The sequence below is a fragment of the Stenotrophomonas sp. YJH_SMC_25 genome (assembly GCF_059369595.1).
Genome location: NZ_JCAFSV010000009.1, coordinates 24029 through 42559, shown reverse-complemented (window position 1 = coordinate 42559; position 18531 = coordinate 24029). Strand labels below are relative to the sequence as shown.

Genomic DNA, 18531 nt, shown 5'->3' with positions numbered 1-18531 from the left:
CTTTTCACGTTGCCGTTGAAGTTGCCGGCCAGCGGCCGGCACTACTGCGGGTGGCGGGTGCAACCCGGCCGACGCCCCCAACCCGTACAATATCCGGATGCCTCTGATTACTCTGCAGAACGTCGACTTCAGCGTCGGCGGCCCGTTGTTGCTGGAAAAGGCCGAACTGTCGATCGAGCCGGGCGAACGCATCGCCCTGATCGGCCGCAACGGCGCCGGCAAATCCACCCTGCTCAAGCTGCTGTCCGGCGACCACAAGCCCGATGACGGCGAAGTCCGCGTGCAGCAGGGCGTGCGCGTCACCCGCCTGGAGCAGGAAGTGCCGCACGGCGCGGCCGGCTCGGTGTTCGAGGTCGTCGCCGACGGCCTTGGCGAGCTGGGCCAGTGGCTGGCTGAATTCCACCACCTCAGCCATGCCGAAGTCTTCGATGGCGAAGCCCTCGGCAACGTGCAGGCCAAGATCGATGCCGCCAACGGCTGGGGCCTGGACCAGCGCGTCAGCGAAACCCTGACCAAGCTCGACCTGGATGGCGAGGCCGAGTTCGGCCGCCTGTCCGGCGGCATGAAGCGCCGCGTGCTGCTCGCCCGCGCGCTGGTGTCCAGCCCGGACGTGCTGCTGCTGGACGAACCGACCAACCACCTGGACATCGAAGCCATCGACTGGCTCGAAGCGTTCCTGAAGGGCTGGAGCGGCAGCGTGGTGTTCGTCACCCATGACCGTCGCTTCCTGCGTGCCCTGGCCACCCGCATCGTCGAGATCGACCGCGGCCAGGTCACCAGCTGGCCAGGCGACTGGGCCAACTACGAGCGCCGCCGCGAGGAACGCCTCAATGCGCAGGCGCAGGAAAACGCCCGCTTCGACAAGCTGCTGGCGCAGGAAGAAGTCTGGATCCGGCAGGGCATCAAGGCCCGTCGCACCCGCGACGAAGGCCGCGTGCGCCGCCTGAAGGCGATGCGCGTGGAGCGTTCGCAGCGTCGCGACCTCAGCGGCAACGTCAAGATGGAAGCCGCACAGGGCGTCAGTTCCGGCAAGAAGGTCATCGATGTCAAGGACATTTCGTTCGCCTTCGGCGAGCGCACCATGGTCCGCGATTTCACCACCACCATCATGCGCGGCGACCGCATCGGTCTGATCGGTCCCAACGGCAGCGGCAAGACCACGCTGCTCAAGCTGCTGCTGGGCGAACTGCAGCCGGCCAAGGGCGAAGTCAACGCCGGCACCAACCTGCAGATCGCGTATTTCGACCAGTACCGCGCGGTGCTGCGCGAAGACTGGAGCGCGATCGAGAACGTCGCCGAAGGCCGCGATTTCCTCGAGTTCAACGGCAAGCGCAAGCATGTGCATGCCTATCTGCAGGACTTCATGTTCACCCCGGAACGCGCGCGTGCGCCGATTACCCGCCTGTCCGGTGGCGAGCGCAACCGCCTGCTGCTGGCCAAGCTGTTCGCGCAGCCGTCCAACCTGCTGGTGATGGACGAACCGACCAACGACCTGGACGTGGAAACCCTGGAGCTGCTGGAAGAGCTGCTGGGCGAGTACACCGGTACGCTGCTGCTGGTCAGCCACGACCGTGACTTCATCGACAACGTGGTGACCTCCACGCTGGTGATGGAAGGCGACGGCGTGATCGGCGAGTACGTAGGGGGCTACAGCGACTGGCAGCGTTATGCGGCCAGCATCGCAGCGCCTGCCGCGGCCCCTGCCGCCAAGCCGGCGGCCGCTGCGCCGGCCACCCCGGCTACCGCAGCTCCGGCCGCACCCAAGCGCAAGCTGGCCTACAAGGAAGCGCGCGAACTGGAGCAGCTGCCGAAGACCATCGAGAAGCTGGAAGGCGATGTCGAAGGCCTGACCTCGGCGATGAACGACCCGTCGTTCTACACCCGCAGCAGCGCCGAAGTGACCGCGCACACCCAGCAGCTGGCGAAGGTGCAGGCCGAGCTGGATGCCGCTTACGCGCGCTGGGAAGAGCTGGAAGGCTGAGCGGCTACCACGGCCGTCTCGCCCTGCGGGCGGCTGTGGCTTTTGATCTGATTCCGCCTTGAAGCGAGCCGAGCACCGCAGGTCCGACGAGGGCGAAGAGGCGCGGGTGTCTGAGCGCAGCGAGTTCCCGCGCCGTCCCTCGGTGGACCGAGGAGCGCAGGGTACCGGTGCGTAGCATCGGCTCGCGGACGGCGGAGCGTTTCTTTTGGTTACTTTTCTTTGCGCGCAAAGAAAAGTAACGCCCATGAACGCATCAGATTGCAGCAGTCATGATCCGCGCAGAGCGGTCATTTGACCCCGTGCAGATCCCGCAGCTGGCTCGGCCGGCTGCCGAAATACGCCGCCAGATCGGCGATGTCCTGATCACTCAGGTCCTTCGCCTGTGGCGTCATCAACATGTGCTGGCGGTCACCGGCGCGGTAGGCCTGCAGCGCATGCGCCAGGTAGTCACCGTACTGCCCACCCAGCTTCGGATAGGTCGGATCGATCGGCGCATTGCCATCGGCCCCGTGGCAGTCGATGCAGCTCTGGTTGGTGGCCTTGCCCTTCACCTTGGCGCGGGCTTCACCGGCGGCCTCGCGACCTGCAGGCAGGCCAGCCGAAGAAGAAGAGCCGTGTTCGCCACTGGCATGGCCCGGGTCGGCGGCGGATTTCTCGCTGTTTTCCACCTGCGACTGTGAACAGGCCGCCAGCAGCAGGGCAACGGACAGGGCGATGGCGTGACGCAGCGGATGCGCGGCTTTCGACATGGGCGGGCCTTACTTGACGGTGGACAGGTAAACAGAGAGATCGGCGATCTCCTGTTCGCTGAAACTCATCGACTGCGCCTGCATCGTCGGATGCCGGCGCTTGCCCTGGCGGTACTCGGTCAGGGCCTGGGCCAGGTACTGCTGGGTCTGGCCGCCGATCTTCGGCACCCGGTAGCTGGGGTAGGCGTTCTTGTAGCCGGTGATGCCGTGGCACCCCTGGCAGGTGTAGGCCAGCACGCGGCCATTGTCGAAGTTGCCGGTGGGCGCGGCAGGCGCCGGCGCGGCGGCAGGAGCCGGGGCCGGAGCGGGTGTGGCAGGAGCAGGAGCGGGCTGTGCGGCGGCCCCAAGGGGCAGGAGGACGGCCAGAGCGAGACAAGCGGCGAGCGGCTGCGGGCGCATGGTGTCGTTTCCGGGGATTCGGGTCTGGTCGTTCCGGCGTGAGGTACGGAACGCCCCGAGTATAGCCTCAGGTTTCATCTAGCTGAAATGGGGTCGGGCCGACCAGCGGCGTGAAGACACCATGACCTTTGGGATATGGTGTTGCCGTGAAGTGGTGCATTACTTTGCTACCACACCTGTCCACGCATCCTCCAGGGACCTGACGATGTCGCACCCAACCTTCCCGTCCGGCCGTCGCAGCGGAATCTGCGCTGCCGCACTGCTGATCTCCACCTCCCTGTTGCTGGGCGGTTGCGCCGCAGGGCCCAATTCCGAAGCCAAGGCCGCCGAGACCAAGGAGGAGAAGAAGGTCGATGCGGTCCCGGTCGAAGTGGCCGTGGCCAGCCATCGCGCGGTCGCGGCCAGTTACACAGGCACCGCCGCGCTGGAACCACGCGCCGAGTCGCAGGTGGTGGCCAAGACCTCCGGTGTGGCGCTGGCGGTGCTGGTCGAGGAAGGCCAGCGGGTCACCGCCGGCCAGCCGCTGGTGCGCCTGGACCCGGACCGCGCACGCCTGGCCGTAGCCCAGAGCGAAGCGCAGATGCGCAAGCTGGAAAACAACTACCAACGTGCACAGAAACTGGTTGGCCAGCAGATGGTCAGTGCTGCCGATGTCGATCAGCTGCGCTTTGATCTGGAAAACGTCCGTGCGCAGTACCGCCTGGCCACGCTGGAACTGTCCTACACCACGGTGGTGGCACCGATCTCCGGCGTGATCGCATCGCGCTCGATCAAGACCGGCAACTTCGTGCAGATCAACACGCCGATCTTCCGCATCGTCGACAACTCGCGCCTGGAAGCCACCCTCAACGTGCCCGAACGGGAGCTGGCCACGCTGCGTGCCGGCCAGCCGGTGACGTTGGCCGCCGATGCGCTGCCGGGCCAGAGCTTCACCGGCACCGTCGATCGCATCGCGCCCGTGGTGGATTCGGGCAGCGGCACGTTTCGCGTGGTCAGCGCCTTCGATGGCGCCGCGCACGCGCTGCAGCCCGGCATGTTCGGGCGCATCCGCATCGATTACGACCAGCGTGCCGATGCGCTCGTGGTGCCGCGCCTGGCGCTGCTCGACGACGGTGAGCCGGCGGTGTTCCGGGTGCGCGAAGGCAAGGTCGCACGCGTTCCGGTCAAGCTGGGTTACGCCGAGGGCCCGTGGGTGGAGATCCGTGATGGCCTGGCGGCCGGTGATCAGGTGGTCACCGCCGGCAAGGTCGCGCTGCGCGACGGTACCGCGGTGCAGGTGATCGCCGATCCGAAGGCAAAGGCGAAGACGGTCGCAGCGGCCGCCAAGCCGGCAGACAAGGCCGGGAGCAAGCAATGACCGCCCCGGGCCACGACCACGGTGCCTCGCCGGCGAGCGATGGCGCCGCCGCCGGCATGCGCGGCGGCCTGGTGGAATTCGCCACCCGCCGCCGCGTGACCATCGCCATGTGCACGGTCACCCTGCTGCTGTTCGGCCTGATCGCGCTGGGCAACCTCAAGGTCAACCTGTTGCCCGACCTGAGCTACCCGACGCTGACCGTGCGCACCGAGTACACCGGTTCGGCGCCGACCGAAATCGAAACCCTGATCACCCAGCCGGTCGAAGAGGCGGTCGGCGTGGTCAAGAACCTGCGCAAGCTGAAGTCGGTCTCGCGCACCGGCCAGAGCGACGTGGTGCTGGAGTTCGCCTGGGGCACCAACATGGACCAGGCCAGCCTGGAGGTGCGTGACAAGATGGAAGCGCTGAACCTGCCACTGGAGGCCAAGGCCCCGGTGCTGCTGCGCTTCAATCCGTCCACCGAGCCGATCATGCGCCTGGTGCTGTCGAACAAGGTGGCGCCGACCAGCGATGCCGATGCGGTCCGCGAGCTGACCGGCCTGCGCCGCTATGCCGATGAAGACCTGAAGAAGAAGCTGGAGCCGGTTGCCGGCGTGGCAGCGGTCAAGGTCGGCGGCGGCCTGGAAGATGAAATCCAGGTCGACATCGACCAGCAGAAGCTGGCACAGCTGAACCTGCCGATCGACACCGTCATCAAGCGCCTGAAGGACGAGAACATCAACATCTCCGGCGGTCGCCTGGAGGAGGGGTCGCAGCGCTTCCTGGTGCGCACCGTCAACCAGTTCGCCGACCTGGAGGAGATCCGCAACCTGCTGGTCACCACCCAGGGCTCGAACGGAAGTGCAGCCGACTCGGCATTGCAGCAGATGTTCAACATCGCCGCGTCGACCGGTTCGGCCGCAGCCATCGCGGCGGCTTCGGCGGCGCAGAGCGCATCGTCCGGTGGTGGCTCCAGCGTAGTCGCCAACGGTGTTCCGGTGCGCCTGAAGGACGTGGCCACCGTTCGCCAGGGCTACAAGGAACGCGAAGCGGTGATCCGCCTGGGCGGCAAGGAATCGGTTGAACTGGCCATCTACAAGGAAGGCGACGCCAACACGGTTTCCACCGCCGAAGCGCTGCGCAAGCGCCTGGAGCAGATCAAGGGCACGTTCCCGTCCGACGTCGAGATGACCACCATCGAGGACCAGTCGCGCTTCATCGAGCACGCCATCGCCGACGTCAAGAAGGATGCTGTGATCGGTGGCCTGCTGGCGATCCTGATCATCTTCCTGTTCCTGCGTGATGGCTGGAGCACGTTCGTGATCAGCCTGTCGTTGCCGGTCTCGATCATCGCCACGTTCTTCTTCATGGGCCAGCTCGGCCTCAGCTTGAACGTGATGTCGCTGGGCGGCCTGGCATTGGCCACCGGCCTGGTGGTGGACGACTCGATCGTGGTGCTGGAGAGCATTGCCAAGGCCCGCGAGCGTGGCCTGGGCATCCTGCAGGCAGCGATCGTCGGTACCCGCGAAGTGAGCATGGCGGTGGTTGCCTCGACCCTGACCACCATCGCCGTGTTCCTGCCGCTGGTGTTCGTCGATGGCATCGCCGGCCAGCTGTTCCGCGACCAGGCATTGACCGTGGCGATCGCCATCGCGATCTCGCTGCTGGTGTCGATGACGCTGATTCCGATGCTGAGCTCGCTGAAGGGCCGGCCGCCGCTGGCATTCCCGGAAGAGGCGCCGAACGAACCGTGGCAGCCGCAGAACCGCTGGCAGAAGCCGGTGGCGCTGGGCCGTCGTGGTGCCGTCGCAACCGCGCGCTGGAGCTTCTATGCGCTGGCCTGGCTGGTCGTACGTGCGTGGCGGGGCGTCGTGGCAGTGGTCGGCCCGGTGATGCGCAAGGCCAGCGACCTGGCAATGAAGCCCTACGCCGGTGCCGAGCGCGGCTATCTGCGCCTGTTGCCGAGCGCGCTGGCCCATCCGGGCAAGGTGCTCGGCGTGGCCACGATCATCTTCGTGGCGACCATGGCGCTGGTGCCGATGCTCGGTGCCGACCTGATCCCGCAGCTGGCGCAGGACCGTTTCGAGATGACGGTGAAGCTGCCGGCCGGCACACCGCTCAAGCAGACCGATGCGCTGGTGCGTGAGCTGCAGCTGGCGCATGGCAAGGGTGAAGGCGTGGCCTCGCTGTACGGCGTCAGTGGCAGCGGCACCCGCCTGGATGCCAGCCCGACCGAGAGCGGCGAGAACATCGGCAAGCTGACCGTAGTGATGGAAGGCGGTGGCAATGCACGCACTGAAGCCGAGATCACCGAGCGCCTGCGCAACAGCATGGGCCAGCATCCGGGGGCACAGGTCGACTTCGCGCGGCCGGCGTTGTTCAGCTTCTCCACGCCGCTGGAAATCGAGCTGCGCGGGCAGGACATGGCGACCCTGGAAGTGGCTGGCCAGCGCCTGGCGGCGATGCTGCGTGGCAATGCGCACTACGCCGACGTGAAGTCCACGGTGGAAGAGGGCTTCCCGGAAATCCAGATCCGCTTCGACCAGGAACGTGCCGGTGCGCTGGGCCTGACCACCCGCCAGATCGCCGACGTGGTGGTGAAGAAGGTGCGTGGCGACGTGGCCACCCGCTACAGCTTCCGCGACCGCAAGATCGACGTGCTGGTGCGTGCCCAGGAAGGCGACCGCGCCAGCGTGGAGAGCATCCGCCGGTTGATCGTCAATCCGGGCAGCTCCCGGCCGGTCACGCTGGATGCGGTGGCCGACGTGGTTGCCACCACTGGCCCCAGCGAGATCCATCGCGCCGACCAGACCCGCGTTGCGGTGGTCTCGGCCAACCTGCGCGACATCGACCTCGGCGCGGCCATGCGCGAAGTGCAGCAGATGGTGGCCGAACAGCCGCTGGGCGCGGGTGTCGGCCTGCACATCGGTGGCCAGGGCGAGGAACTGGCGCAGGCGGCGAAGTCGCTGATCTTCGCCTTCGGCCTGGCGATCTTCCTGGTCTACCTGGTGATGGCCTCGCAGTTCGAATCGCTGCTGCATCCGTTCGTGATCCTGTTCACGATCCCGCTGGCGCTGGTCGGCGCGATCCTGGCACTGATGCTGACCGGCAAGCCCATCTCGGTGGTGGTGTTCATCGGTCTGATCCTGCTGGTCGGCCTGGTCACCAAGAACGCGATCATCCTGATCGACAAGGTCAACCAGCTGCGCGAGGCCGGCGTGGCCAAGCACGAGGCGCTGGTGGAAGGTGCACGCTCGCGCCTGCGGCCGATCATCATGACCACGCTGTGCACGCTGTTCGGCTTCCTGCCGCTGGCGGTGGCGATGGGCGAGGGCGCCGAAGTACGCGCGCCGATGGCGATCACTGTGATCGGTGGCCTGCTGGTGTCGACCCTGCTGACCCTGCTGGTGATCCCGGTGGTCTACGACCTGATGGACCGCCGTGGTGACGCCTATTACCGCGAGCGTGGCCGCAAGCATGCCGGCGAGATCGAGCCGGGCGCAGCAGGCAGCGCGGCGGGTGCGGAGGAGCCGGCATGAGTGTTGCCGAGTTCTCCATCCGCCGCCCGGTCACCACCATCATGTGCTTCGTGTCACTGGTGGTGATCGGCCTGATCGCCTCGTTCCGGTTGCCGCTGGAAGCGTTGCCGGACATTTCCGCGCCCTTCCTGTTCGTGCAGATTCCGTACACCGGTTCAACCCCGGAGGAAGTGGAGCGGACCATCATCCGCCCGGTGGAGGAATCGCTGGCGACGATGACCGGCATCAAGCGCATGCGCTCGTCGGCCACCTCCGAGGCGGCGCTGATCTTCATCGAGTTCAGCGACTGGGACCGCGACATCGCCATCGCCGCCTCCGATGCACGCGAACGCATCGACGCGATCCGCAGCGATCTGCCCGACGACCTGCAGCGCTACAACGTGTTCAAGTGGTCCAGCAGCGACCAGCCGGTGCTGAAGGTGCGCCTGGCCAGCACCAGCGACCTGACCACCGCTTACGACATGCTCGACCGCGAGTTCAAGCGGCGCATCGAGCGTATCCCCGGCGTGGCCCGCGTCGACATCACCGGCGCGCCGCCGAACGAGGTGGAGATCGCTATTGATCCGAACCGGCTCAACGCGCATGGGCTGAGCATCAACGAGCTGAGTGACCGCCTGCGCACGCTGAACTTCTCGATCTCGGCCGGGCAGATCGACGACAACGGCCAGCGCGTGCGCGTGCAGCCGGTGGGCGAGATCACCGACCTGCAGGAAATGCGCGACCTGGTGATCAACGCCAAGGGCCTGCGCCTGGGCGACATCGCCGACGTGCGCCTGAAGCCGGCGCGGATGAACTACGGGCGCCGTCTGGACGGCAACCCGGCGGTCGGGCTGGATATCTTCAAGGAGCGCAGTGCCAACCTGGTGGAGGTGTCGCGCGCGGCGCTGGCCGAGGTTGAAGCGATCCGTGCCGAAGCGTCGATGCGCGACGTCCAGATCAAGGTGATCGACAACCAGGGCAAGGCGGTGACCTCCTCGCTGCTGGAACTGGCCGAGGCCGGTGCGGTCGGCCTGATCCTGTCGATCACGGTGCTGTTCTTCTTCCTGCGCCATTGGCCGTCCACGCTGATGGTGACCCTGGCCATTCCGATCTGCTTCACCATCACCCTGGGTTTCATGTACTTCGTCGGGGTGACGCTGAACATCCTGACCATGATGGGCCTGCTGTTGGCTGTGGGCATGCTGGTCGACAACGCCGTGGTGGTGGTGGAGAGCATCTACCAGGAGCGCGAGCGCATGCCGGGACAGCCGCGTCTGGCCTCGATCATCGGCACCCGCAACGTGGCCATCGCGCTCAGCGCTGGCACCTTGTGCCATTGCATCGTGTTCGTGCCGAACCTGTTTGGCGAGACCAACAACATCAGCATCTTCATGGCGCAGATCGCGATCACCATCTCGGTCTCGCTGCTGGCCTCGTGGCTGGTCGCGGTCAGCCTGATCCCGATGCTGTCCGCGCGCATGGCCACGCCCAAGCTGGTGCACTCGCAGACCGGCCTGATCGCGCGGCTGCAACGCCGCTACGCCAGGCTGCTGGACTGGTCGCTGCACCATCGCGGCTGGAGCCTGCTCGGCATCGTGCTGGTGGTGCTGGTCAGCCTGGTGCCGATGAAGCTGACCAAGGTCGACATGTTCGGTGGGGATGGCGGCAAGGACATCTTCATCGGCTACATGTGGAAGGGCGCCTACACCTATCGGCAGATGTCCGAGGAAGTGGCGCGCGTGGAGAACTGGATCGACGCCAACCGCGAGCGCCTGCACGTCAAGCAGGTGTACTCCTGGTACAGCGAGCAGGAAGGCAGCTCGACCGTGGTCACCCTGGACGAGAAGTACGCCAAGGACATCAAGGCGCTGCAGGAAGAGCTGCGCAAGGGCCTGCCGAAGTCGGCCCGCACCGACTACTTCGTTGGCAACCAGGGCGGTGATGGCGGCGGTGGCGGCAACCAGGGCGTGCAGGTGCAGCTGGTGGGCGACTCCAGTTCGATGCTGCAGGAGATCGGCCAGGAAGTGGTGCCGCTGCTGGCCCAGCGTGCCGAGCTGCGCGACGTGCGCATCGACAACGGCGAGAAGGGCGGCGAGCTGAAGGTGCGCGTCGACCGCGAGCGTGCCGCCGCATTCGGCTTCAATGCCGAGCAGGTCGCCAGCTTCGTCGGCCTGGCCCTGCGCGGTGCGCCGATGCGCGAGTTCCGCCGCGGCGACAATGAAGTACCGGTATGGGTGCGCTTCGCTGGCGCCGAGCAGAGCAGCCCGGAAGACCTGGCCGGCTTCAGCGTGCGCACCGGTGACGGTCGCAGCGTGCCACTGCTGAGCCTGGTCACCGTTGACGTCGGTTCATCGGCGACCCAGATCGGTCGTACCAACCGCCAGACCACGCTGACCATCAAGGCCAACCTGGCCGAGAAGGTCACCGCGCCGGATGGCCGCAAGGCGATGGAGTCCGTGCTCAAGCCGATGAATTTCCCGGCCGGCTATGGCTTCACCTTCGATGGCGGCGACTACGGCAACGACGACGAAGCGATGCAGCAGATGGTGTTCAACCTGCTGATCGCGCTGGTGATGATCTACGTGGTGATGGCGGCGGTGTTCGAGTCGCTGCTGTTCCCGGCGGCGATCATGAGCGGCGTGCTGTTCTCGATCTTCGGTGTGTTCTGGCTGTTCTGGATCACCGGCACCTCGTTCGGGATCATGTCCTTCATCGGCATCCTGGTGCTGATGGGCGTGGTGGTGAACAACGGCATCGTGATGATCGAGCACATCAACAATCTGCGGCGCGGCGGCATGGGACGCACGCAGGCGCTGGTGGAGGGCTCACGCGAGCGATTGCGCCCGATCATGATGACGATGGGCACGGCAATCCTGGCGATGGTGCCGATCTCGCTGACCAACACGCAGATGTTCGGCAACGGCCCGGAGTACGCGCCGATGGCGCGCGCGATTGCCGGCGGCCTGGCGTTCTCCACGGTGGTCAGCCTGCTGTTCCTGCCGACCATCTATGCGGTGCTGGATGACCTGCGCAATGCCGTGACGCGGTTGATCCGCCGCGCGCGTGGAGTGGAAATGGTAGAGCCGGGCGCTGCCCGGCTGTAATGCACATCAACGTGTTGTGGTGTGGGGGAGGCCGGTCGTAGTGGGGCGGCCTCCCCCTTTTTTTGCCGGGCATGGCGTGCCAACCAAGGTTGGCACCTTCCAGAGCGCAGTCGAGCTTGGCTCGACGCTACACGGAACAATCAACCCGCCACCTTGCCCCACACCTTGAAGGTGGTCAGCCACAGGCCGAGCATGCTGCCGATGTTGGTCAGCATGAACGTCAGCACCACGCGCGTGACCCGATTGCGGTACCAGCCCTTCAGGCTCTGCGCGTCGTCGCGCAGCTTCAGGAAGTCTTCGTACGCCGGCTTGCGCAGGCGCGCTTCCACCAGCGCCGAGAATGCGCCGGTCGGGATGCTCAGGCGGAACGGCTTGAACGGGGCCACCGCGATCGCGGTGAGGATGCTCAGCGGGTGACCGCCTGCCAGCAGGCAGCCCAGGCCCGCCAGGCCGCCGGTATACATCGCCCAGGTCGCCAGCAGTTCGGTCCCCACGCCCAGACCACCGCGGTAGAAGCCCACGCCGATGCCGGTCGCCACGATGGCCAGGATGCCCAGCGTGAACCACGGAATGTTGCGCTTCTTCGGCACCGCCTCCAGCTCGGCGCGCAGCGGTGCCGGTGCCTCGGTGTCGGTTTCCAGGTAACGCGCCAGGCCTGCCAGATGACCCGCACCGACAACCGCCAGCACTTCACGCTGCTGCGGGTTGTGTTCCTCGCGCAGGCGCGTGGCCATGTAGCGGTCGCGCTCGCCGATGATGGTCTCGTACAGTGCCGGGCTCTCGCTGGCAAACTCGCCGAAGCTCGATTCCAGCATGTCGCCCTGCTTGAGCTTCTCGATCTCGTTCTCGCCCACTTCCTCGGACGAGAACAGGCCGGCGCCGAGACCGGCAACCAGCTTCAGCTTGCCGAAGAAGCCCAGCCGCTGCGAGGCGCGGCGGAAGGTCAGGCCGACCTCGCGGTCGATCAGGTGCACCGGCAGGTCGCGTTCGCGCGCCAGTTCCACCGCGCGCTTCAGTTCCGCGCCCGGCTCGATGTCGAGCTGTTCGGCCAGGCGGCGCTGGTAGGCGGACAGGGCCAGGTTGGCGGCGAACAGGGCGACGCGGCCCTTGCGAATCACCTCGACCAGGTCGAGCTTGGCCAGCGTGTCCGGGTCGCTCAGCGCCTGCAGGCGCTGCGGGTCCAGTTCAACGGCCACGGCGTCGAAGCGACCGCTGTCGATGGCTTTCTCCACCGCCTCGACGCTGGCGCGTGAGACATGGGCGGTGCCCAGCAGGGTGTAGCGCACGCCGTCGCGTTCAACAACGCGTACCGGCTGGCCGGCGAACAGGTCGTCGCCGGTCTCGGGAAGGGTTTCGGTCATGGGTTCATTCATTGGAAGGTGCAGTGTCGGCGCCATCGCCGAGCGCGCGCTGCATCTGCACGGTATCCAGCCAGCGGCCATGCTTGCGGCCGAGGCCACGGAACACGCCGACCAGCTCGAAGCCGAAGCGTTCGTGCAGCTTGATTGAAGCGGTATTGGTCGGTTCGCCGATCACCGCCACCATCTGCCGGTAGCCACGCGCCACGCAGGCGTCGATCAACGCCTGCAGCAGGCCGGTGCCAACGCCCTTGCCCTGGAACGCGGCATCGACGTAGACCGAGTTTTCCACGGTCCACTGGTAGGCAACGCGGGTGCGGTAGGTGTTGGCGTAGGCATAGCCGGCCACCTGGCCGTCAATCTCGGCGACCAGGTAGGGGAAGCCGCGGTCGATGATGTCGCGCATGCGGCGCAGCATCTCGGACGCGTCCGGGATGTCGTACTCGTAAGTGTTGACGAAGTCGGTCACTTCCACCGCGTAGATCGCGGTGATCGCGGCGATGTCGGCCGGGCCGGCATCACGGATGAGGACGGCCATGCGCGGGCTCCGGCTCAGTCGATGTAGCGCTTGAGCAGGTCGCCGTAGGCATCGATGCGGCGGTCGCGCAGGAACGGCCAGATGCGGCGCACATGCTCGCTGCGCTGCAGGTCGACATCGCACAGCAGAACCGTGGCATCGGTGCCGGCTTCGGCCAGGAATTCGCCCTGCGGGCCCAGCACGTGGCTGTTGCCCCAGAACTGGATGCCGGAGGCGCCCAGCGGTGAGGCCTCGTGGCCGACGCGGTTGCAGCTCAGCACCGGCAGGCCGTTGGCCACGGCGTGGCCGCGGTGGCTCAGCACCCAGGCGTCGCGCTGGCGGGTCTTCTCGTCCTGCACGTCGTCCGGGTCCCAGCCGATCGCGGTCGGGTAGAGCAGCAGTTCGGCACCGGCCAGCGCCATCAGGCGCGCCGCTTCCGGGTACCACTGGTCCCAGCACACCAGCACGCCAAGGCGACCCACCGAGGTATCGATCGGCTTGAAGCCGATGTCGCCCGGGGTGAAGTAGAACTTCTCGTAGAAGCCCGGATCGTCCGGAATATGCATCTTGCGGTACTTGCCCAGCAGCGTACCGTCCTTTTCGAACACCACGGCGGTGTTGTGGTACAGGCCGGCAGCGCGGCGTTCGAACAGCGAGCCGACCAGCACCACGCCATGCTTCTTCGCCAGTGCGCCCAGGCGCTCGGTGCTGGGGCCCGGAATCGGCTCGGCCAGGTCGAATTCGTCCACCGATTCGTGCTGGCAGAAGTACGGACCGTTATGCAGTTCCTGCAGCAGCACCAGCTTGGCACCCTGCGCAGCCGCCTCGGCCACGCGTGCTTCGATCACCGCCAGGTTGGCGGCGGCATCACCGTGGTTGCGCTCCTGGATCAGGGCGACGGTAAGGGGGCTGCGCGAGTTCATGCGGGGCGTTCCTGCGGGGGAAAACCAGCATGTTAGCGCGGATGGACGGCGACGGCGTGTCGCGCGCTGAATGGGTGCGATCGGTAGTGCCGGCCGCGGGCCGGCAATCCCGTGGATCCATCAGGCAGTGCGGGGTTGCCGGCCAGCGGCCGGCACTACCGTCATGCCTTCAACAGCCCTTCCGGCAGCTGCATGGTGATGCAGTGCAGGCTGCCGTTCTGCCAGATCAGCGAGCGGCAGGGCACCTGCACGATCTCGCGGCCCGGGTGCGCCTGGGCCAGCACATCGCGGGCCAGGTCGTCGGCCGGGTCGCCATAGGCCGGCATCAGCACCGCACCATTGACGATCAGGTAGTTGGCGTATGACGCAGCCAGGCGGCGGCCTTCGTCGATCACCGGCTGTGCCCACGGCAGCGGGAACAGGCGGTACGGCTGGCCATCCTTGGTGCGCAGTGCGGCCAGCTCGTTGCCCATCGCCTGCAGTTCGGCGAAGTGCGAGTCGCTCTCGTCGTCACAGGCCTGGTAGACGATGCTGTCGGCCGAGGCGAAGCGGGCGAGGGTGTCGATGTGCGCGTCGGTGTCGTCGCCTTCCAGGTAGCCGTGGTCCAGCCACAGCACGCGGTCCTGCTGCAGCCAGTCGGCCAGGTCGGCACTCAGGCTGGCGCGGTCGCGGTCCGGATGGCGCTCGTGCAGGCACTTCCAGGTGGTCAGCAGGGTGCCTTCGCCATCGGTCTCGATGCCGCCACCTTCCAGCGCGAACGGGATGCTGCGCACCGGCGCGTCGTTGAACACGCCGGCCTGGTCCAGCACGCCCACCAGCTGGTCATCCAGGGTGGCGTCGAACTTGCCGCCCCAACCGGTGAAGCGGAAATCCAGCAGCTGGAAACCGCCGTCGGCACGGCGCAGGGTGATCGGGCCGGAGTCGCGCAGCCAGGTATCGTCGTAGGCGGCCGTGGTGAAGTGGACCTTGTCCATGTCGATGCGGTTGGAGCGCAGCCGCATTTCGGCATAGGTCTCCACATCGTCGTCGGCCACGCAGATCAGCACCGGCTGGAAGCGGGTGATGGCCGCGACCAGGGCGATGTAGGTCTCTTCCACCTGGCCCAGGCGGTCGGCCCAGTCGGTGTCGGCGGTGGGCCAGGCAATCAGGACGCCGCTCTGGGCTTCCCACTCGGCAGGAAAACGAAGGGTCTGGTTCATGGTCTCGCTACACAGGCCCGCCCACGGCGGGTAAAGGGATCAACGGATCGGCGGTTTCGGGCCGATTTCGTTCGGGTCCGCCTGGTTGGCCACCACGTCGATCACCTTCTGCTTCTCGAAGTAGACGGTGAACTGCGGGTACACCCAGCGGTTGATGGTCGGCCATTGCCGCTTCTGCCCGCCACGCGGCTGCAGCTGTTCGCTCGGCGCGCCGAACTGCGCCTGTACCTGCTGCATGCTCTGGCCGCGCACGGGCAGGGCACCGGCCGGCTTCTCGCGGGCGCGGTCGACAAGCAGGGTATCGGCCAGCGCCGGTGTGGCGGCGGCCAGGGTGGCCATCACGGCCAGGGCGGACAGGTAACGCTTCATCTCGATCTACTCCCCAGTGGTCAAGAAAGGCGATTACAGCAAAATCAGCAGGAAAAAGCCGCATAAACAAAAAACCGCCCGAAGGCGGTTTCTTGCATCGGGTCGGCCCCGCGTAGGGCCAGCCGCAGCCGTGAAGGCTGTTGGGCTTAGCGCTGACGCGCCTTGAAACGCGGGTTCGACTTGCAGATGACGAAGATCTTGCCGCGACGACGGACGACCTTGCAGTCGCGGTGACGGGCCTTCGCCGACTTCAGGGAGGACAGGACTTTCATGGCATACCTCGGCGTAAACAGTAGTTGTTCGGGTGGAGCGTGGCCGCGATATGCGAAAGACAATCGGCAGTTGACGCTCGTTCAAGCCCGCCATTCTACCGGGCTTTTCCTCGTGGTTTCAAGTGGTTGCACAAAAGATCCCGCTGGGGGTGTCTGGCAGGGGCTAGAATGGCCCCTTCACACGCTCTGGGAACCCCATGAATCCACTCGCTCCCGTCCTGACCATCGACGGCCCTTCCGGGGCCGGCAAGGGTACCATCAGCCGCATCATCGCGCGCCGGATGGGCTGGCATTACCTGGATTCGGGGGCGCTGTACCGCGCGGTGGGCGTGGCCGCGAGCTGGGCCGACATCGACACCTCCGACGCCTCGGCGCTGGTGCGCTGCACCTTCGACACCCATGTTCAGTTTGTTGAACAGGGCGAGTCGATGCGGGTCATGGTCAACGGCACCGATGCCACCGACGAGCTGCGCCTGGAGACCACTGGCGCTCTGGCTTCTGCCATCGCCGCCATTCCCGAGGTGCGCGCCGCGCTGAAGGAGCGCCAGCGCGCATTCAGGGAGCTGCCCGGCCTGGTCGCCGATGGCCGCGACATGGGTACGGTGATCTTCAAGGACGCCCCCTACAAGGTCTTCCTGACCGCCAGTGCCGAGGAGCGCGCCGAGCGCCGGCATAAGCAGTTGAAAGACAAGGGGGTTTCTGTTAACTTTGATGACCTCCTGCGCGAGATCATGGCCCGCGACGCCCGTGATGCCCAGCGTACCGTGGCGCCCCTGAAGCCGGCAGACGATGCTGTCCTCATCGACACCACAGGCATCGGCATCGATGATGTCGTTGCCCGAGTGATGGATCTGCTTCCGGTTCCGGCTGCCTGATCCGTTCGCGCGGGAGCACTGCCAGCTGCATCGGTGGTGGTCGCGCAAAGCAGTGCTGTACCAGCTCCGTCGCGCAATGATGCGTGGCGGTTTTCCTACTACACACGACCTGCGTTTCCGGGGTCGACCAACAGGCGGGCGGTCGCCATTCCCCTGAAGGGGACGCCACCGACCCATGTGTCCAACAGAGTAAATCTAATGACCGAATCATTTGCCGAACTGTTTGAAGCCAGCCAGGCCAACCTGGCCAAGCTGAAGCCGGGCGCCATCGTCAGCGGTACCGTTGTTGAAGTCCGCGGCGACGTCGTGGTGATCAACGCTGGCCTGAAGTCCGAAGGCATCGTGCCGATCGAACAGTTCCGTAACGACGCTGGCGAAATCGACGTCGCCGAAGGCGACATCGTCAAGGTCGCCCTCGACTCGATCGAGAACGGCTTCGGCGAAACCGTCCTGTCGCGCGAGAAGGCCAAGCGCGCGATGGTGTGGGACGAGCTGGAAGAAGCGTTGGAAAAGAACGAAACCATCACCGGCCGCATCAGCGGCAAGGTCAAGGGTGGTTTCACCGTGGACATCAAGGATGTCCGCGCCTTCCTGCCGGGTTCCCTGGTCGATGTGCGCCCGGTGCGCGATCCGGCCTACCTGGAAGGCAAGGAACTCGAGTTCAAGCTCATCAAGCTGGACCGCAAGCGTAACAACGTCGTGGTCTCGCGCCGCGCTGTCGTCGAAAGCGAGCACTCGGAAGAGCGCGAGCAGCTGATGGACAAGCTGCAGGAAGGCGCGATCCTGAAGGGTGTCGTCAAGAACCTGACCGATTACGGCGCGTTCGTGGACCTGGGCGGTATCGACGGCCTGCTGCACATCACCGACATGGCGTGGAAGCGCGTGCGTCACCCGTCGGAAGTCGTGAACGTCGGCGACGAGCTGGACGTCCGCGTGCTGAAGTTCGACCGCGAGCGCAACCGCGTTTCGCTGGGCCTGAAGCAGCTGGGCGAGGATCCGTGGGACAACATCGGCCGTCGTTACCCGGCCAACAGCCGCGTCTTCGGCAAGGTCTCCAACGTCACCGATTACGGTGCGTTCGTTGAGATCGAGCCGGGCGTCGAAGGCCTGGTGCACGTCTCCGAGATGGATTGGACCAACAAGAACGTCAACCCGTCCAAGGTTGTGCAGGTTGGTGATGAAGTCGAAGTGATGGTGCTGGACGTCGATGAAGAGCGTCGCCGTATCTCGCTGGGCATGAAGCAGGTTGCCGCCAATCCGTGGGAAACCTTCGCTGCCACCCACAAGAAGGGTGACAAGGTGTCGGGCCAGATCAAGTCGATCACCGACTTCGGCATCTTCATCGGCCTGGACGGCGGCATCGACGGCCTGGTCCACCTGTCCGACATCAGCTGGAACACCACCGGCGAAGACGTCGTTCGCAACTTCAAGAAGGGCGATACCCTGGACGCCGTCGTCCTGGCTGTCGATCCGGAGCGCGAGCGCATCTCCCTGGGCGTGAAGCAGCTGGAGCAGGATCCGTTCGGCCAGTACATGGCTGCCAATCCGAAGGGCTCCAAGGTCGAAGGCGTGGTGAAGGAAGTCGACGCCAAGGGCGCGATCATCGAGCTGGCTGACGGCATCGAGGGTTACGTTTCGGCTCGCGACATCGCCAACGAGCGCGTTGACGACGCCACCCAGCACCTGAAGGTCGGCGACAAGATCGAAGCCAAGTTCGTGGGCATGGACCGCAAGGGCCGCACCCTGCAGCTGTCGATCAAGGCCAAGGACGACGCGGAAATGCGCGAAGTGCTGGAGGAATACCAGTCCTCTTCGGCTTCCAGCGGCACCACCCAGCTGGGCGCGCTGCTGCGTGCACAGCTGAACGGCAACAAGTCCGAGTAATCGGCCTTACGCTGTTTGTTGTTTCCTGGACGGCCCGGGCTTCTGCC

Annotated in this window: 14 protein-coding genes; 6 read left to right on the top strand and 8 right to left on the bottom strand. The window is 66.0% G+C overall.

All coding sequences use genetic code 11. The features are described from left to right. Positions 1 to 97 precede the first annotated feature (97 nt). A complete protein-coding gene (locus AC5P7E_RS13455; protein ID WP_087803551.1) occupies positions 98 to 1981 on the top strand; it encodes an ATP-binding cassette domain-containing protein in 1884 nt (627 codons plus the stop codon). A 287-nt stretch (positions 1982 to 2268) separates the two neighbouring features. Here AC5P7E_RS13455 and AC5P7E_RS13450 read toward each other — a convergent pair whose 3' ends face one another. Both AC5P7E_RS13450 and AC5P7E_RS13445 read right to left on the bottom strand, forming a co-directional pair. Further along, the gene (locus tag AC5P7E_RS13450; protein WP_005409273.1) at positions 2269 to 2730 is read right to left on the bottom strand and encodes a c-type cytochrome; all 462 of its coding nucleotides are present in this window, start codon (positions 2728 to 2730) and stop codon (positions 2269 to 2271) included. Positions 2731 to 2739: 9 nt separating this feature from the next. Beyond that, positions 2740 to 3129 (bottom strand): c-type cytochrome, encoded by a 390-nt coding sequence (locus AC5P7E_RS13445; protein ID WP_005413034.1) that lies wholly within the window; start codon positions 3127 to 3129, stop codon positions 2740 to 2742. Positions 3130 to 3334: 205 nt separating this feature from the next. On the opposite strand from AC5P7E_RS13445, the gene AC5P7E_RS13440 reads away from it, so the two are divergent. Genes AC5P7E_RS13440 through AC5P7E_RS13430 form a run of 3 tightly spaced genes read left to right on the top strand, consistent with a single transcriptional unit; the run spans position 3335 to position 11087 of the window. After that, the gene (locus AC5P7E_RS13440; protein WP_005413036.1) at positions 3335 to 4486 is read left to right on the top strand and encodes an efflux RND transporter periplasmic adaptor subunit; all 1152 of its coding nucleotides are present in this window, start codon (positions 3335 to 3337) and stop codon (positions 4484 to 4486) included. Continuing rightward, positions 4483 to 8004, top strand: coding sequence for an efflux RND transporter permease subunit (locus AC5P7E_RS13435; RefSeq protein ID WP_162792548.1), 3522 nt, complete (start codon positions 4483 to 4485; stop codon positions 8002 to 8004). Before AC5P7E_RS13440 ends, AC5P7E_RS13435 begins: the two co-directional genes overlap by 4 nt. Continuing rightward, on the top strand, positions 8001 to 11087 hold the full coding sequence (locus AC5P7E_RS13430) for an efflux RND transporter permease subunit (RefSeq protein ID WP_024958283.1): 3087 nt from the start codon (positions 8001 to 8003) through the stop codon (positions 11085 to 11087). Before AC5P7E_RS13435 ends, AC5P7E_RS13430 begins: the two co-directional genes overlap by 4 nt. Positions 11088 to 11227: 140 nt before the next feature. Here the strand turns inward: AC5P7E_RS13430 and AC5P7E_RS13425 are convergent, their stop codons facing one another. From AC5P7E_RS13425 to ykgO, 6 genes are all read right to left on the bottom strand, one after another. Continuing rightward, positions 11228 to 12448: a TraB/GumN family protein gene (locus tag AC5P7E_RS13425; protein WP_005409278.1), complete on the bottom strand. Its 1221-nt coding sequence runs from the start codon at positions 12446 to 12448 to the stop codon at positions 11228 to 11230. Between the two features lie 4 nt (positions 12449 to 12452). Beyond that, positions 12453 to 12983, bottom strand: a complete 531-nt coding sequence (locus AC5P7E_RS13420) for a GNAT family N-acetyltransferase (RefSeq protein WP_005409279.1) — start codon at positions 12981 to 12983, stop codon at positions 12453 to 12455. A 14-nt stretch (positions 12984 to 12997) separates the two neighbouring features. Continuing rightward, complete coding sequence (locus AC5P7E_RS13415) at positions 12998 to 13885, bottom strand: carbon-nitrogen hydrolase (RefSeq protein ID WP_005409280.1); 888 nt, start codon at positions 13883 to 13885, stop codon at positions 12998 to 13000. 161 nt (positions 13886 to 14046) lie between these two features. Further along, a complete protein-coding gene (locus tag AC5P7E_RS13410; RefSeq protein ID WP_033834906.1) occupies positions 14047 to 15084 on the bottom strand; it encodes an agmatine deiminase family protein in 1038 nt (345 codons plus the stop codon). A 39-nt stretch (positions 15085 to 15123) separates the two neighbouring features. Continuing rightward, positions 15124 to 15423, bottom strand: a complete 300-nt coding sequence (locus tag AC5P7E_RS13405) for a hypothetical protein (RefSeq protein WP_227837998.1) — start codon at positions 15421 to 15423, stop codon at positions 15124 to 15126. A 176-nt stretch (positions 15424 to 15599) separates the two neighbouring features. Beyond that, entirely contained in the window at positions 15600 to 15725 is a 126-nt protein-coding gene (ykgO, locus tag AC5P7E_RS13400; RefSeq protein ID WP_005409283.1) for a type B 50S ribosomal protein L36, read from the bottom strand. 197 nt (positions 15726 to 15922) lie between these two features. Here ykgO and cmk point away from each other — a divergent pair, with 197 nt between their 5' ends. Continuing rightward, positions 15923 to 16600 carry a (d)CMP kinase gene (gene cmk / locus AC5P7E_RS13395; RefSeq protein ID WP_005409284.1) on the top strand — a complete coding sequence of 226 codons (678 nt, stop codon included), beginning with the start codon at positions 15923 to 15925 and terminating at the stop codon, positions 16598 to 16600. Positions 16601 to 16798: 198 nt separating this feature from the next. Further along, on the top strand, positions 16799 to 18484 hold the full coding sequence (rpsA, locus tag AC5P7E_RS13390; protein ID WP_005409285.1) for a 30S ribosomal protein S1: 1686 nt from the start codon (positions 16799 to 16801) through the stop codon (positions 18482 to 18484). The last annotated feature ends 47 nt before the right edge of the window (positions 18485 to 18531 follow it).